Source organism: Thiosulfatihalobacter marinus (assembly GCF_016019955.1).
In the GTDB taxonomy this organism is placed as follows: Bacteria; Pseudomonadota; Alphaproteobacteria; order Rhodobacterales; family Rhodobacteraceae; genus Shimia; species Shimia marinus_A.
The window spans coordinates 202,716-218,580 of record NZ_JAECRZ010000006.1 but is presented as its reverse complement, the minus strand read 5'-3'; the positions used below and the strand labels follow the sequence as shown (position 1 = coordinate 218,580).

At 59.8% G+C, this 15,865-nt stretch carries 16 protein-coding genes; 4 read left to right on the top strand and 12 right to left on the bottom strand.

The genetic code is table 11. The annotated features are described in order from the left end of the window. The 12 genes from I3253_RS11410 to I3253_RS11355 form a co-directional block, all read right to left on the bottom strand. Complete coding sequence (locus I3253_RS11410) at positions 1–198, bottom strand: hypothetical protein (RefSeq protein WP_232236982.1); 198 nt, start codon at positions 196–198, stop codon at positions 1–3. Positions 199–241: 43 nt separating this feature from the next. Next, the gene (locus tag I3253_RS11405) at positions 242–1,789 is read right to left on the bottom strand and encodes a nitrite reductase (protein ID WP_197917844.1); all 1,548 of its coding nucleotides are present in this window, start codon (positions 1,787–1,789) and stop codon (positions 242–244) included. Positions 1,790–1,850: 61 nt separating this feature from the next. Next, positions 1,851–3,065, bottom strand: coding sequence for a heme d1 biosynthesis radical SAM protein NirJ (gene nirJ / locus I3253_RS11400; RefSeq protein WP_197917787.1), 1,215 nt, complete (start codon positions 3,063–3,065; stop codon positions 1,851–1,853). A 4-nt stretch (positions 3,066–3,069) separates the two neighbouring features. Then, positions 3,070–3,555, bottom strand: coding sequence for a siroheme decarboxylase subunit beta (ahbB, locus tag I3253_RS11395; RefSeq protein WP_197917786.1), 486 nt, complete (start codon positions 3,553–3,555; stop codon positions 3,070–3,072). Next, positions 3,552–4,004 (bottom strand): Lrp/AsnC family transcriptional regulator, encoded by a 453-nt coding sequence (locus tag I3253_RS11390; protein ID WP_197917785.1) that lies wholly within the window; start codon positions 4,002–4,004, stop codon positions 3,552–3,554. The genes ahbB (I3253_RS11395) and I3253_RS11390 overlap by 4 nt, the downstream gene beginning before the upstream one ends. Further along, positions 4,001–5,002, bottom strand: a complete 1,002-nt coding sequence (gene ahbB, locus I3253_RS11385) for a siroheme decarboxylase subunit beta (protein WP_197917784.1) — start codon at positions 5,000–5,002, stop codon at positions 4,001–4,003. The genes I3253_RS11390 and ahbB (I3253_RS11385) overlap by 4 nt, the downstream gene beginning before the upstream one ends. A 3-nt stretch (positions 5,003–5,005) precedes the next feature. Continuing rightward, positions 5,006–6,148, bottom strand: a complete 1,143-nt coding sequence (locus I3253_RS11380) for a cytochrome D1 domain-containing protein (protein ID WP_197917783.1) — start codon at positions 6,146–6,148, stop codon at positions 5,006–5,008. Beyond that, positions 6,145–6,423, bottom strand: a complete 279-nt coding sequence (locus I3253_RS11375) for a c-type cytochrome (RefSeq protein WP_232236981.1) — start codon at positions 6,421–6,423, stop codon at positions 6,145–6,147. The genes I3253_RS11380 and I3253_RS11375 overlap by 4 nt, the downstream gene beginning before the upstream one ends. Positions 6,424–6,514: 91 nt before the next feature. Then, complete coding sequence (gene cobA, locus I3253_RS11370) at positions 6,515–7,282, bottom strand: uroporphyrinogen-III C-methyltransferase (RefSeq protein ID WP_197917782.1); 768 nt, start codon at positions 7,280–7,282, stop codon at positions 6,515–6,517. A 186-nt stretch (positions 7,283–7,468) separates the two neighbouring features. Further along, entirely contained in the window at positions 7,469–7,885 is a 417-nt protein-coding gene (locus I3253_RS11365) for a plastocyanin/azurin family copper-binding protein (protein WP_197917781.1), read from the bottom strand. A gap of 60 nt (positions 7,886–7,945) precedes the next feature. Then, positions 7,946–9,736: a NapC/NirT family cytochrome c gene (locus I3253_RS11360; protein WP_197917780.1), complete on the bottom strand. Its 1,791-nt coding sequence runs from the start codon at positions 9,734–9,736 to the stop codon at positions 7,946–7,948. 203 nt (positions 9,737–9,939) lie between these two features. Continuing rightward, the gene (locus tag I3253_RS11355; protein ID WP_197917779.1) at positions 9,940–11,616 is read right to left on the bottom strand and encodes a cytochrome D1 domain-containing protein; all 1,677 of its coding nucleotides are present in this window, start codon (positions 11,614–11,616) and stop codon (positions 9,940–9,942) included. A gap of 291 nt (positions 11,617–11,907) precedes the next feature. Here I3253_RS11355 and I3253_RS11350 point away from each other — a divergent pair, with 291 nt between their 5' ends. From I3253_RS11350 to I3253_RS11335, 4 genes are all read left to right on the top strand, one after another. Then, entirely contained in the window at positions 11,908–13,092 is a 1,185-nt protein-coding gene (locus tag I3253_RS11350) for an NnrS family protein (protein WP_197917778.1), read from the top strand. Positions 13,093–13,213: 121 nt separating this feature from the next. Next, on the top strand, positions 13,214–13,666 hold the full coding sequence (locus tag I3253_RS11345) for a cytochrome c (protein ID WP_197917777.1): 453 nt from the start codon (positions 13,214–13,216) through the stop codon (positions 13,664–13,666). Positions 13,667–13,680: 14 nt separating this feature from the next. Then, a complete protein-coding gene (locus I3253_RS11340; RefSeq protein WP_197917776.1) occupies positions 13,681–15,048 on the top strand; it encodes a cbb3-type cytochrome c oxidase subunit I in 1,368 nt (455 codons plus the stop codon). Next, a complete protein-coding gene (locus tag I3253_RS11335) occupies positions 15,048–15,863 on the top strand; it encodes a CbbQ/NirQ/NorQ/GpvN family protein (protein ID WP_197917775.1) in 816 nt (271 codons plus the stop codon). The genes I3253_RS11340 and I3253_RS11335 overlap by 1 nt, the downstream gene beginning before the upstream one ends. Positions 15,864–15,865 lie beyond the last annotated feature (2 nt).

Here is a 15,865-nt window from a genome sequence, read left to right as displayed (position 1 = left end):
TCAGGCCTCCGCTTCGTCCATCAGCCCACGAATCCACCGGGCCGTCGCCCAGGTGGCCGGAAAGGCAAGCGGGAAAGACACCAGGATGGTCGTGACAGGATCAATCGCGGTCCATCCAATCGCCTGCCACATCAACCCGACAAAATAGAGGTTGATCGCAACAGCCCCCCAGACAAAGACGAAAAACCAGGCCGACAAGCGCCAGATCGTCCAATAAACGGGCGCGTCCGCGCCACCGGCCTCAGTGGCTGGTGCCTTCCGAGAAGGTGATCTTGTTCCAGACATTGTATTTCCCCGAGGGTTTGCGCATCGGCAGGCGACGCACCTCTTCCAGTGTTTTGGCATCATAGACGATCACGGCGCCATCATCTTCCCAGATCGACACCAGCGCATACCGCCCGTCCCGTGTGAATTCGACATGCGCCACCGTCTTGCCCGGCTCGGGCTGCAAGGTGGCGACAATCTCAAGGCTTTGCTTGTCGATGACATGCATCTTGTCCTTGTTCGGGCCAAAAAAAACATCCACCCAGATATAAGGAGAGGTCTCGTGGCTGCGGGCAAAGAATCCCGGGCCCTCGGTCTCGATCAGCTTGATTGTTTCCCAGGTCGACATGTCGATCACCGAAACCACGCCATCGCGAATATGCGGCGTTGCCATGATCGTGGTGCCATTGCGCTCCCACGTGATGCCAGAGCTGAGATGCGGCATGCCGGGCAGGTCGAGATCGGCGATCTTCTGGCCGATCACCAGGTCGATCACCTGTCCGCCGGTGCCCTCGCCGGTATCGCTGCGCGACGCGCCCATGATGTACTCGTAGCTCTGGTCGAAAAAGAAATCGTCCAGATAGCCCTTGGTCGAAATCCTGCGCACCGGGAAAGGGGTATCCTGAGGCACAGGCCCCTCGATACGCCAATCATGGCCGAACCCGAATTGCGGGGGGTTTGCCCCATAGAAGATTTCCCAGATCTCGGGAACGTCCTTGAGGGCAAGCACAAAACTTTCCCGCGGTGGCGCCTGATATACGGCGGATACCCGGCTGGGCGTGCCATCCTTGCCCTTGATTTCCTGCACCTTGGCAACACTCAGATCCTCGGTAGACAGGATGGTCAGCGTGTTGGGCAGGTAATTGGCCACAGCCAGCCACTTGCCGTCCGCCGACATGGCAATATTGCGGCTGTTCAATCCGGCGCGCACCCGGCCCACTTCCCTGAGCCCGTAAATGTCGTATTTCTGAACCCAGCCATCGCGGGACATGATGAAGACATATCGCCCGGTGGGATCGTATTTCGGGCCACCATGCACGGCGAATGGCGTGGGAAAACGGTCCAGTACATCAAAAGTGTCTCCATCCAGAACACTGACATGGTGATCGCCGGTTTCGACCACCAGGGTGATATTCATCGGATCGCTGTCCCAAACAGGCGCATCAACCGCCACGTAATCCGGATTCATCTGGCGGCTGGCCATGATTTCGGCCTCGCCCCAGGGTGGCACCGAATCCAATGGCGTTTTCAACCACGCCACGATGGCGTCGGCGCCAGGCTGGTCGAGAAATTCGCCGAATGCAGGCATTTGCGTGGCCGGACGCCCGTTCAGAACAACCTGGCTCAGCCCCGCATCGCGAAACCGGCGCAGCGTTTCCGGGATCAGCGCCGGGCCAGTACCCCCAAGCCGATCCGCACCATGGCACGAGGCGCAATACTGGCCGTAATCCTCCTGCGGCCCGGCCAGCGCAAACCCTGAGGCGCTGATCGCGACCAAGGTTGCCAGCACCCGTCCGATCTTCATTTTGCCAAAAATACTCCCGCCGGAGGCCCCCTCGGGAACAGCGCGCGCGCCGTCGGAAATGTCAGAAAAACTGGTGCTGCGGATCATGGCTCTTGCCTCGGAACGGGGTGACTTGCAGCCTCTCTGACTGTGCGACACCAATCTCGGAATTTGTCAGATAACAGGCCGGATCCTCGGCCCAGGGATCACCGGTCAACTGAAGCGCGCGAATGCGGGTGTTGCCACCGCAGACATCCTTGAGCCGGCACTCTCCGCAGCGGCCCTTGAGCGGGCGCGGACGGGTGCGCAGCGTGGCCAGCATCGGATCATTCCCGGTCCACAGATCGGAAAACGGGGTCGTTTTCACGTTTCCGACCGTGTAATCCGACCAGTAGGTATCGGGATGAACGCGGCCCAGAAAATCAATATTGGCGACCCCCAGACCCGACGAGTTGCCGCCCCAGGCGGCCAGGTGTTCGCGCAGATGCGCGACCTTGTCATCATCGAAATTGCGCCGCACCCAGCGCAGCAGATAGCCGGCATCGGCATCGTTGTTGCCGGTGACAATATCCAGCGGCATGTCGTCGGCAGCCGCAAGCCAGGCGCGATCCAGAAGCAGGTCAAGCGCGTTGCGGGTGCGCTGGTGATGCGCGTCCTCGCCCCGGTTCTTGTCGCCGCGGCCCGAATAGACCAGGTGGGAAAGATAGAATTTGTCCACACCTTCGTCGTCACACAGCTTCAAGAGGTCGGGCAGGTGGTGGTGAGTGCCCTCGGTCAGGCAAAAGCGCAAACCCACCTTGACGCCCCGCTTCTTGAGCGCGCGAACACCGCGCAGCGCGTCATCAAAAGCGCCGTCCACGCCACGGAACCAATCGTTGGTCTCGCCAATGCCGTCGATGGAAATCCCGACATAGTTGAACCCGATATCAGCGACGCGATCGGCGGTTTCGCCGTGAATCCGCGTGCCATTGGTGGACAGGGCCAGCACGCGTGTCAGTTTGCGGGCGCGTTCGGCAAGAGGGAACAGGTAGGGGCTGTCCAGCGGTTCGCCACCGGACAGGATGATCGCCGGAACCCTGAACCGGCCCAGGTCCTCAAGCGTGTCAAACGCCTGTTCCTGCGACAGCTCGCCGGGAAAATCCACGTCCGCGGACACGGTATAACAATGGCGGCATTTCAGATTGCAGCGGCGGGTCAGGTTCCAGATCACAACCGGTTTGACGGCGCGGTCGGGATTGCGCAGGCGCACCGGGGTCGGGTTGGCCAGTTGCTGCATATATTCGGTCAGTCGGAACATGGGTTTATCCCCGCTTTCTAAGCCGCAACCCGGTCTTTTTCAGAATCCGGGTGGAATAGAGGATATCGCAGCCGTTCAGCGCGTCCCCCAGGATGTCAGTGATCGCCGCCCGTTTTTCGGCCACTTCTTCGCGTGAAGAACCGTGCACCATGGCAAACAGGTTATAGGGCCAGTCGGGCAGGGCGCGCGGGCGTTCGTAGCAATGGGTCACAAAGGGCAGGGCGCCGATCTTTGCACCCAGCTCGGCAAGACGGTCATCCGCCACGTCCCAGACCGTCATGCCGTTCGCCGTCATGCCCAGTTTGTAATGATTGGGCGCGGCGGCGATCCGGCGAATGACGCCGCTGTCTTTCATGGCTTGCAACCGGTCGATCAATTCGCCTTCGGGCAGCGCCAGTTCGGCGGCGACCCTTGCATAGGGCTCGGCCACAAGCGGCAAGCCGCCCTGAAGCGCCTCGACAATACGGCGGTCTGTTGCGTCCATGGTCATGCGGCCACCCGAAACCCGATGAAAAACTCTTGCAGTTTGGGAAACCGAAAGACGGTGATCCCGGTTTCGGCCTCGATGGCATCGGCGGTCTGGGTGATCCCCTCGGGGGTTTCGCAGGCCAGCACGAACCACATGTTCAGCCGGTGTGTGCGCTCATAATTATGCGCCACCTCGGGATGCGCATTGACTTTGGTTAGCACCGCATCGAATGCGTGCTCGGGCACGGCCATGGCACAAAGGCAGAAATCGCCGCCCATCTCGGCAGCATCAAAGAACGGGCCAAAACGGGTCAGGATACCGTCGGATTTCAGGCGCGCGATGCGGGTCAAAAGATCGTCCTCGCTCAGGCCAAGCTCTTTGGCCAGGTCGGCAAATGGGCGTCTGGCAAGGGGCAGATCGTCCTGAAGACGATTGATCAGCGTGCGGTCGGTCTGGGTGAGGGGGCTCATGCGGCGCTCTCCTTGGGCGCGGTGATCAGCGCACCGGTCTGCTTGAAGCAACGGGTCGAGAACAGGGTCCTGTGCGCCACACCCGCCAGTTCCGGCAGGCGGGCGGCGTTTTCCAGCGCGCCCAGGGCCTCACCACGGCTGCGGGCGTGGATCATGGAGTACAGGCGATAGGGCCATTTGCCCGCAATCGGGCGGCGCTCGTAGCACAGTGTCACCCCCGGCTGCGCGGCCAGTCTGGGCCCTGCGGCTGTGATTGCGTCATGCGGCAAGTCCCACACAACCATGGCATTGGCGCGCCAGCCAAGCGCGCGGTGGCGCACGATCACGCCAAGGCGCGAGATAATGCCGGCGTCATGCAGCACCTGAACGCGCTCCAGAAGATCCGCATCGCCAAGGTTCAGTTTGCGGGCCAGGGCCTCGTAGGGACGTGCGGTGATTGTCAATCCGCGCATCAGTGCCTGAATGATATTCCGGTCATCCTTCTGAATGACGCTGCAATCCACCGGGCGTGCCCGAGGCGGCGCGCCTTTGGTGCCTTCGCCACCGGTCAGCCGAAACCCCAGATCGACATTGAACGGGCGCACCAGGCGCAGGTCCAGCACTTCCAGTCCGGTGCGCTGTTCGATACGTTTCAGCGCGGCATTGACATGGGCGCGGTCCGGGCCGGTGGCGACGAACCATAGATTCCAGCGGTCTTCGCGTTCGTAGGAATGATTGACACCGGGTTCCTGCCCGATGATCGCGGCCACTTCCTCGATCCGTTCATCCGGCGCGGCAACGGCAGCCAATGTGCTGGCCGACACCGTGTTGGGCGCACAGGTGGCGCCGACCCGCGAAATCCGGCCGTTTCCGCGCATCCGCTCCAACCGGGCCAGCACATCGGCCTCGTCAATCTGCAACCTGTCGGCCAGTGCCGCAAAAGGCCGTGGCGCAATCGGAAAATCGCGCTGAAATTCGTCAAGCAGCAGGCGGTCTATGGGGTCTGCGACGATTTTCATGGCCTACAATCCTGTCCTGTGCGCACGCGCCGTAAAGAATATTCCAGAAGGGCTATCGGCATCAATTTCGCCAATTTTTTCAAATGTTTGGGTGTTGTAGATCATGACTTTTCCAGCATCGCGCACGCTGATCCAGACCTCATTTCCACGCGGCGTGAATTCCATGTGCAGCACTGCGGGGCCGGGCTTGAATTCGTGGATCACTTTCTTTGTGACCGTGTCGATCACTTGGATCGTATCGTTTTTCGGGTGCGCAAAATTCACCCACACCTGACGCCCGTCGGGACGCGCCATGGCAAATACCGGCTGGCTATAGGTTTGGGTTCGTCCGGTTTCCTGTAGTGTATTCGCGTCGATCCAGAGAACTTCGTTGTGGCCCACGGCGGGGAGAACGAATTCGTTGCCGGCAAGGGCCCAGCCCTCGAGGTGAGGCATCTTGTAGACCGGCAGATCTTCTTGTCCGCGTCCGTAATTGGGCAGCACCCGTATCGGTGCCGGGGATTCATCCCAGAGATCCAGCGCGGTCAGGCCGTCTTCGCCGAACAGGCCGGTGATGTAAGTGCGCCCGTTTGCGGTGATCAGGGCATCATAGGGGCGATCGCCCATATCGGGGATCCGGGTGATGTCCAGCTCTTTGGACAGGTCGGCAATCCAGGTTTCGCCCGTGTCCCACATGGTAAAGACAAACCGGCGGCCCGGCGCATCGACAAGACCGATGGTCTTGCTGCCGGTGGGAATATCGGCAACCATTTCAAGCGTGTCGGCATCAAAAATCCGCACGCCGCCCGGTTCATAATTGGACACGGCAACCAATTGTCCATCATCCGAGATCGCGCCGCCAATGGCGTTGCCGGCCTGTACCACGCGGTTGGCGATTTCGCGTTTGACGATGTCAACCTTGGTCAGGCCGCCATCGCGGCCAAAGACATAGGCAAAACGCTCGTCTGGCGAATAAACCAGCGAGGCATGGCTGAGATCACCCAGGCCATCAATCCGCGCCAGCGCGGCACGGTCGGATTGATCGACCAGCAGGACCGAGCCCTTGGCGCGTTCGATCACCAGGCCAAGATCGCCTGTGGCGGTGGGTTCACCAAGCACGGATGACGCCATAAGCGCCGCCGCAATCGTCAGGGCAAGCCGTTTCATTGCATGGACTCCGGTTGCAAGAGATAGCGCGCCACCCATTCGGCTTCTTCCTCGCTCATCAGCGGGCGCCAGGGTGGCATTGGGGTATCGGGGATGCCGTCAAGAATGACGCTCATGAGAACATCGACATCGTAATGCGCGAGGGATTCAGGCCGCAGATCGGGGCCAAGCCCGCCCTTGAGCGTCAGTCCGTGGCAAGATCCGCAATCCTGCAACACCAGGCGTTTCAGCGCGTCTGTATCCAGCGTTTCCGACGCAAGCGCCGTTGTGGCCATCGACACCATGCCCGCGAAAACAGCGATTTTTGTCAGCGTGTTGCGGCGTCGGGGCCGGGGCGGGGCCGGGGTGCGATATGTCTGGTGGCATCTAGCCATTGGCCCGCACCGCCTCGATAGGCAGGTCTTGGGGTTTTTGGGCGTAAAGCGACACGACCTTGCCGATAATGAACAGGGTTGGCGGCTTTAGCCCGGCATCGCGGGTATCCTGTGCGACGGTTCCAAGGGTCGAGACCATGCGTTCCTCTTGTGCGGAAGTGGCGCGCGAGATGGCCATGACCGGAGTCGCGGGGGAAAGGCCTTCGGTCATCAGGCCGACGGCGATCTGGCCGATATTCGACACACCCATGTAGACCACAAGGGTTGTGTCGGGATCCGCCAGCCGTTTCCAATCCAGATCAAGGGTCTTGTCTGCCTGCCGGTGGCCGGTGACATATTGCACGCCGGTTGCGAGTCCGCGATGGGTCAGCGGTACGCCGGTTGAACAGCTGGCCCCCTGCGCCGCAGTGATGCCGGGGGCATACTCCACGGTGATACCGCGCTCGATCAGATAGGCGGCCTCTTCGGAACCGCGGCCAAAGATCATCGGGTCACCGCCCTTGAGGCGCGCCACCACATGCCCGGCGGTGGCCTGCTCCCACAGGATTTCGTTGATACGATCCTGGGGGACGGGATGGTTTTTCGGGCATTTTCCAACCGGGATCAATGTGGCCCCTTCGGGACACAGCGCCATGATCTCGTCCGAAACCAGCCGGTCGTAAACAACCACATCCGCCTCGCGCAACATGCGTTGCGCACGCACGGTCATCAACTCTGCATCACCTGGTCCGGCGCCGATCAGGGTAACTTTACCGGTCATAGGGGTCTCCCTCGTTCGATAGGATGCGCCCACGCACCGCTGACACGGCAAAAGGAAAGCAAAAGACGTGGAAATCCTGGCGTTTCATGGGGTGGAGACTCGCGCTTTGCGGCCATTGCTTCCTTGACAAAAGTTAAGGCGCACCCAAATAGATGCGCCTGAAAAATATCTATTACAAATAGAGGTTTAATCCTGAACGCGAACCATTCCGATCATGTTCCGGGTTTCCCAATGCGGGCCACACAGGGTTTGGGCATCGACCGGTTCGAGAAAGGTGAATTCGACGCTCTCTTCCGGGAAGGCGCGGTCGGATTCCGGCATTTCGGCATCGGGTGAAAGCACGCTGTGGCTGGTCCGTTTGTCGACATTGACCCAGCGCACGGTTGTACCCGGCTTTACCGTAATCTCGGGGGGGCAGAAACTGTATTTGTACATGGTCACGACAACCACGCCATCGGCCTCGGAGGACGGCGCGCCGAAGATGTCCACATACCGCTCTTCGGCCTCGGCGCACAGCGCGGTCTTGTCGTCTTCATCCGCGAACGCGGGAAAGGTTGCCGCCAGGGACAGAAGGGCGATTGGAAGAGTTTTTGTCACTCGCATGGGTCCACTCCTTGCCAAAAGAAGGAACGGCCAGGACATGTCCCGGCCGTTCTGTTTGGTTTACTGGCCGATCACGTTGATCTGAGCCTCGGCATTGTCCAGCGCCAGCGTCGTGTTGAGCGTGACATGGTGGAACCGCGCCGCAGCAAAGTCATCGTGGATGGCGAAGCCGACGGTATAGGTCTTGCCCGGTTCCAGCGGGATATCCCCCTGAGCGCCGGTGTTAAGCGGGCGAGAGAAGACAACCGTCCAGGTGCCGGCGGCATCCTTGCTGGCCGAGGCGCTGATTTCGCCGCCGTTTTCGACCCGGCGATCAAGGAGATAGCCGTTGGTCGCCGACCCGTCGGCATAAACGCGCATCAGGTCCATGTAAGTGCCGTCGTTGAGATACTGCTCGATCTCGTCGGCTGGCTTCAGCTTGTCCCAGCCGCCCTGAGCCGCGCCGCGCCGGCCCTTGATCTCGACCTCTGTTCGGCTTTCGCTCAGGTACTTGGTGATTGTCCCTTCGGCCTGGAGCTGAGCAGCAACATCGGTCGCGGCGGCGATGGCATCGGCCCCCGGATCGAACGGCATATAGGTATTGTCGGCATGACATGTTGCCCAGCAGCCAACCTGATCACCCAGTTCGATCCCGGTTCCGGTGATCATCATGGCCACCTTGATCTCGTTGTCCGGATCCATTTTGCCACCTTCGACAAACGGCACCGGCGCGTGGCTGGCGCCATCAAACTGAATGCGGAAATAGACATTTTCACTGTCATGGGCCGCCTGAAGCGTGGCGCCGATGATGCCGGGTTTGCCCGGGATTGGCGTGGGCTCGGTATTTTCAGTGCCCGCAACGATCTTGTTGCCGATGGTTTCCAGCTCCTTGGCGTGACAGGTCGAGCAGGCGTCGCCGCCCTTGGTCAGCGGACGGGCGCCGCCGTGCTGTTTGCCGTTCTGCACAAACTCAAAGCTGGCCTGACCCGGATAGAACAAGGTCAGATCGGTAACGTCCACCGCATCCCAGTTGATGTTGCCGCCAACATCGGACCCGGCTGCCGCCTCCTGCTGTGTGCCGGCGGCAAGGGCGCGTTCTTCCTCGCGGGCGGCTTCTACGGCGGCAGCGATACGCGCGGCCACAGCCTCTTTTTCAGCCTTCTTGACCTCTGCTGCCGCCTCGGCCTCGGCGGCCTCCTTTGCCTCTATTCGGGCGAGGCTTTCGATGTAGGCTTGCGGAATCTCCCGGATAAAATCGGGGTTCGGCGCCTCAAGAGTGGCAAGGTAGTCGTCATCGGCCCGGTCACGGACATCGCTATGGGCGATACCCTTGTGACAGTCGATACACGTCTGGCCGGTATTCATGGCGTTGAGGTGTTGTTGTCGGGCGCGCGGTTTCTGGAATTCCGGCATCATCGATGTGAAATCGTGACAATTCCTGCATTCTCGTGAGTCGGTTTTTTTCATCCTCTCCCATTCGTTCTTTGCCAATTGTAATCGCTTGGCGTCAAACTTTTCGGGTGTGTTGATGGAACCCACGGCTTTACCATACAGCTCCTTGGACGCCTTGATCTTGCGAATGATCTTGTGGGTCCAGTCCTTGGGCACGTGACAGTCAGAGCAGACCGCGCCCACGCCCGACCGGTTCACGTCGTGAATCGTGCCCTGGTATTCCTTGTACACGTAGTCTTTCATCTCGTGGCACGAGACACAGAAAGGCAAGGAGTTGGACGCTTCCATGGCGGTGTTGAAACCGCCCCAGAAGACGATACCGGCGATAAAGGCCGCCAATATCCCGCCGATCGGTACGCCCCACAGGACATATCGCCGCCAGAGGGGCTTTTTGGGTTCGTTTTCGTTTGTCTGGGTCATTTCCAGGCTCCGTATGTCTCTGATAAAGGCCCCGTCTGGCCGGGATCTTGGGTCTTGGATTGCAAGGAGCGGGGGGCATCATCCGGGTCTTGTCTGCTGGCCCGGGGCTTACCCCGCGATCTTTGCAATCCGGCACCGCTGGTAAAAGAATAGAAGGGCGGGCGCTGGGCCCGCCCTTCCAAGAAGAGTGACTGATCCACGGATCAGGACACGTGGTTCGACCGGTTGTAGACGTTGAACTTGCCGGTCGGAGCATACAGCCCTTTGACGCGACCGATCTCTTCCAGCGTCTTGGCGTCGTAGATCACTATTTCGCCATTCGGTTCTTTCGAAGTCGCGCGGTTCCACTTGGAGACCCAAACCTCGGTGCCGTCCTTGTTGAACTCGAAGTGTACGGCAACGTTGCCTTCTTCCTCGGTGACACGGATCGTTTTCACGATTTCGCCGGTCTCTTTCGAGATGACCTGCACCGATTGCTGAACGTCGGCTTCGGGGTGCTTGGTCTGGTCAACCCAGACGTAATCCGAATTCGGGTGTGTCCGGATGAACAGGCCCGCGCCATCGGTTTCCACCTTATAGCAGGTTTTCCAGGCTTCATCCGGGCGACCTTCGGGATCGTTGCCCCAGACGGTCACGGTGCCTTCACCCAGGTGAGGCGTTGCGGCGACAGGGCCACAGGTCGGATCGACCCAGTTGGCGCCGGGGCCGGGGTGCGGCAGAGTGCCCGTATCGATGATGGCTTCGAGCTTGCGTTCTTTGGCATCCACGACAACCATCTGGTTCGACGCGTTTGCGGCGATCTGGAAGTAACGGCCTGTCGGGTCAAAGAAACCATCGTGCAGGAACTTGGACGAGTCGATCTTGTCGATCCGCAGATTGTCCAGATCGGAATAGTCGACCTGCCACATCTGGCCCAGCTCTTTCACGGCGACGAGCCAGGTGGGGTCGTTCGGCGTGTTGTAAATGGCGGCCACGCGGGCTTCTTCGACATATTCGCCGTCGATGCTGACGCCACGGGTCGAAACAACTTTCAGCGGCTCCAGAGTAACCGCGTCGGCGATCACAAAGTGCGGCGGCCAGTAGCCTCCACCGATCACGTATTTGCCGTCGCCGGACACGGCAACGTCGCGCGCGTCATAGGCGATCTTGACTTCGGAAACCAGCATCTTGTCCGGCGTCTGCCAGAGGTCGATCTTGGTCATCTTGCCGTCGCGGCCCATCGTGTACCAGAAGCGGCCGGGATTTTCGACTTCCGCGATATCGCTCTTTTCAGAACCCTTGATCACGTGCACCGCGTAGCCTGTCGGGATGTGCGTCAGCACCTCCTTGGTGTCACCGTCGATGATGGCGACTTTACCCACGTCACGTTCGATGACGACAAAGAAGTTCTGCCAGTTACGGCCATGCAGCGGCTCCGTCGGGTAATCCGCTTCTTCAACATAGACCTTGCGGGTCTCTTTCATCTGCGCCAGCGACATTTCCGGCGGTTTCGGCGGGTCCATCTGGATGTAGGTCGCCATATCCTTGATTTCCTGCTCGGTCAGAATGTCCGAGAAGTTGTTCATCCCGCCTTCGGTTCCCCAGGCGATGATTTTTTCAAGACGTTCCTGGCCGAGTTTGAGCGTGCCGGTTTCGGTCACGGTTCCGTCGGCGTTCTTCTTCTTGACGACGGGCTCAAGGCTTTTGCCGGTCGCGCCCTTGCGGAGCACGCCGTGGCACCCTGCGCACCGTTCAAAATATAGCTGTTTGGAGGCTTCGAACGCCTCCTCGCTCAAAGTGGGACTTTGGGCAACTGCGGGCAATGCGGTCAGGCCAAGCGAAAGCGCAAAGCCGACTCCCAGTGCCCGACGTGTTTTCCTGTAGGTGATTCCAAGCGACATGATCACTCTCCGGTTTGCTGGTGAGGCACAACGGGTATGTCGGGAGTCACAGGCGGCTATCCTTGACTTTCGTTAATTGCGCTCTCGATTTTGTGATTTGTCGCGGGATTTCGTGATCTGCACGCCAAAAAGCTGGACGGGATTGACCGATGTTAAGTTCGCTCGCGGATTTGCTCATATCCTGACAACAGTGAGCAGTCGGCGCGCCGAACCCGGCCTGGACAGGGCGGCGGGCCAGGAACAATCGCGCGCGGTATTCCCCCCGTGCGTCGCGTTGATGGAGAGAATCAGGTGGCAGTGCTCAAGCGAATTCTCAGCGAAGGGTTTCGGGTTTTTTTCCTGTTTGCCGGTCTTTACGGAATTTTCACCGGGCTTGTCTGGGCAGCGTGGCTGCTGGATATCGGCGCCGGGCTGGATTGGACGGGCAATCCCCGGCAATGGCATGCGCATGAGATGATATTTGGCTATGCCGGGGCGGCGCTGGGCGGGTTTTTCCTGACGGCAGTACCGAACTGGACCAACACGCCGGCAGCGCGACCCGTATTTCTGGGTGTCGCGGCCGGGCTGTGGCTGGCCGGGCGCGTTGGAGTGTGGCTGTCCGGAGGGCTTCCCGCCGAGTGGGTAATGGTGGTGGATCTGGCGTTTGTACCGGTCCTGGCCCTGAAAATTGCCGGCCAGCTGATCAAGCGGCCAAAGCCGCAGAACATGATGTTCCTGGCGATATTGGCCCTGCTTTGGGTGTCCAATCTGATGGTGCATCTGGAGTGGGTCGGCATTACGGCGGATACCGCCGATATTGGGTTGCGGGGCGGTGTTTTCGCGCTGGTTTCGATGATTGTCGTGCTGGGGGGGCGCATCACGCCTGCCTTTACCCGGAATGCCATGAAGCGCGCCGGGCTGCCCGAGGCCGCGTGGCCAGTTGCCAGCAAGGTGGCAGAGCGGGGCTCGGTGGTGTTGGGTCTGCTGTTGCCGGTTTCTGTTCTGGTGCGGCTGCCGGACATCGCGATCGGGCTGATCGCTGCTGTGTTGGGGTTGGCCCAATTGGCGCGGCTGGCGCGATGGCGTGGCTTGTGGGCCTTGGGTCAGCCAATCCTGTTCGCGCTGCATCTGGCCCTGGGAGTACTGGGGGCCGGGCTGATTCTATGGGGCGCGGCGCTGTTCGGCGCAGGACAGGAACTGGCGGCATTGCATGTGATCGGGATCGGCGGTGTTGGCGGGATGACATTGGCGGTGATGAGCCGGGCGGCCCTTGGTCACTCGGGCCGTCCCCTTGTCGCGCCGCGTGCGGTGGCGATTTCCTACGGCGTTCTGGCCTTTGTCGCGTTTGCCCGTTGGGCTGTCGGCCTGTTGGTTCCGGAAAGCTACACACCTCTGATGGCGGCGCTCAGCCTGACCTGGGCAGTGGTTTTCGGGCTGTACACCCTGTGTTTGTGGCCAGCGCTGACGCAACCCAGAGTGGACGCCTCAAGCCTCTGAGAACTGGCGGCTTTTCAAACTTCCTCACGCCTGATCACCTTTGCTTGACTTTTGTTAAGGCAGATCGGCGGAACCCCGCCGATAACTGGCCTACTATTAACCTGGCGCAAAGGAGAGCCCAATGCGCGAAGTCATGACCAAGAGCATGGCCCGAAACATCTTCTACGGCGGGTCACTGTTTTTCATCATCATCTTCCTGGGACTGTCGTTCCAATCACACGGCTATATCGTCAACACTTCCACCAACAAGGAAACCCTGACCGAAGAGGTCGCCAAGGGCAAAAAGGTGTGGGAGAACAACGCGTGTATCAACTGTCATACGCTCATCGGCGAAGGGGCATACTTTGCGCCTGAACTCGTGAACGTCATGACCCGCTGGGGCGTCGAAGACGACCCGGAGGCCGCTTTCGAGACTCTGAAAGGCTGGATGAATTCGCAGCCCTCCGGAATCGAGGGCCGCCGCCAAATGCCCAACTTCAATCTGAGTGACGACGAGATCCGTTACTTGAGCGAGTTCTTCCTGTGGATCAACACGATCAACACGCAGGGCTGGCCACCGAATGATGCGGGTTAAGGAGGTCCGAACCAATGAAATACAAATCTCAAAAAATCGCGCTGGCCTATTTTGCATGTGCAATGGGCCTGTTCGCGATCCAGGTTCTGAGCGGCCTTCTGGCCGGATGGATCTATGTCTCTCCGAACACATTGTCAGAGCTTCTGCCCTTCAACATTGTTCGGATGCTTCACACCAACGCGCTGATCGTCTGGCTTTTGCTGGGCTTCTTCGGGGCGGCCTATTTCCTGATCCCCGAGGAATCGGAACGGGAAATCCACAGCGAGAAACTCGCCTACATTCAGCTTGCCATTCTGGTGATCGGAACGTTGGGTGTGGTTGTGACCTATGTGTTCAACCTGTTTGAAGGTCACTGGCTGCTGGGCAAGGAAGGGCGTGAGTTCATCGAACAGCCCAAATGGGTCAAGATGGGTATCGTCGTGGCTGCGCTTATCTTCCTTTACAACGTCAGCATGACGGTTCTGAAGGGCAAGAAAACCGCAATCACCAACATCCTGCTCCTGGGTCTTTGGGGCCTGGCATTGTTGTTCCTGTTTGCCTTCTACAATCCGGACAACCTCTCGCTGGACAAGCAATACTGGTGGTACATCGTTCACCTTTGGGTGGAAGGCGTCTGGGAACTGATCATGGCGTCGATCCTGGCCTACCTGATGCTGAAGTTGACGGGTGTTGACCGCGAGATCGTCGAGAAATGGCTTTATGTCATCGTTGCCGCCGCCCTGTTCTCGGGCATTCTGGGTACCGGCCACCACTACTACTGGATCGGTGGGCCCGCCTATTGGCAGTGGGTTGGATCAATCTTCTCGTCGCTCGAGGTCATTCCCTTCTTCGCCATGATGGCATTCGCCTTTATCATGGTCTGGAAAGGGCGTCGCGATCACCCCAACAAGGCCGCTCTGCTTTGGGCGCTTGGCTGTGGTACGCTGGCCTTCTTTGGCGCGGGTGTCTGGGGCTTCCTGCATACGCTGCATGGCGTGAACTTTTACACCCATGGTACGCAGATCACTGCCGCACACGGCCACCTGGCTTTCTACGGAGCCTATGTTGCCCTCAACCTGGCGATCATCAGTTATGCGATGCCGATCCTGCTCAACCGTGATCCCTATAACCAGGTGCTGAACATGGCCTCGTTCTGGCTTATGTCCTCGGGTATGGTGTTCATGACATTCGTGCTGACGTTTGCCGGTACGATCCAGACCCACTTGCAGCGTGTTCTGGGCGAATATTTCATGGATGTTCAGGACGCCGTTGCGCTGTTCTACTGGATGCGCTTCGGTGCCGGTGTCGCGGTTGTGCTTGGCGCGCTGCTGTTCATCTACTCGATCGCTTTCCCGCGCAAGGAAATCGTCGAGCGCGGCGCTTCTGAAACACCTGCGGAGTGATGAACATGGATGGTTCACTGAACCCACAGTTGGGGGCGGCAAACGCCCCCTTCTACCTCGCCCAAAGCGACGAATGCGATGTGTTCGAAGCTGCCCATGCCAATGAATTGCCGGTCCTGCTGAAAGGTCCGACCGGGTGCGGCAAAACCCGTTTTGTGGCCCATATGGCCGCGAAACTGGGGCGCCCGCTTTATACCGTGGCCTGTCACGATGACCTGGCCGCCGCAGATCTGATCGGCCGCTATCTTCTCAAGGGCGGTGAAACCGTCTGGGTGGATGGCCCGCTGACCCGCGCTGTACGCGAAGGGGCGATCTGCTATCTTGACGAAGTGGTCGAAGCGCGCAAGGACGTGACCGTGGTGCTGCACCCGCTCACTGATGACCGGCGCATCCTGCCGATCGACCGCACCGGCGAAGAACTCGAGGCCGCTCCTGGCTTCATGCTCGTGGCGTCCTATAACCCGGGCTATCAGAACATCCTCAAGACGCTGAAGCCGTCAACGCGGCAGCGTTTCATCTCGGTTGAATTCGACTTCCCCGCGCCCAAACTCGAAGAAAAGGTTGTGGCCGAGGAAAGCGGGCTGGAACTTGAGCGGGTCAAACCGCTGGTCCGGCTGGCGAACAAGCTGCGCGGCCTCAAGGGGCAGGATCTGGAAGAAGGCGTGTCGACACGTCTTGTGGTCTATGCCGCCACCCTGATCGCGCAGGGAATGAGCGTGGATCGCGCCGTGCGCGCGGCCATGATCGAACCGCTGACCGATGACGAGGATATCAAACGCGGCCTCTTCGATCTTGTCACTGCTGTCTTTGGGTGAGG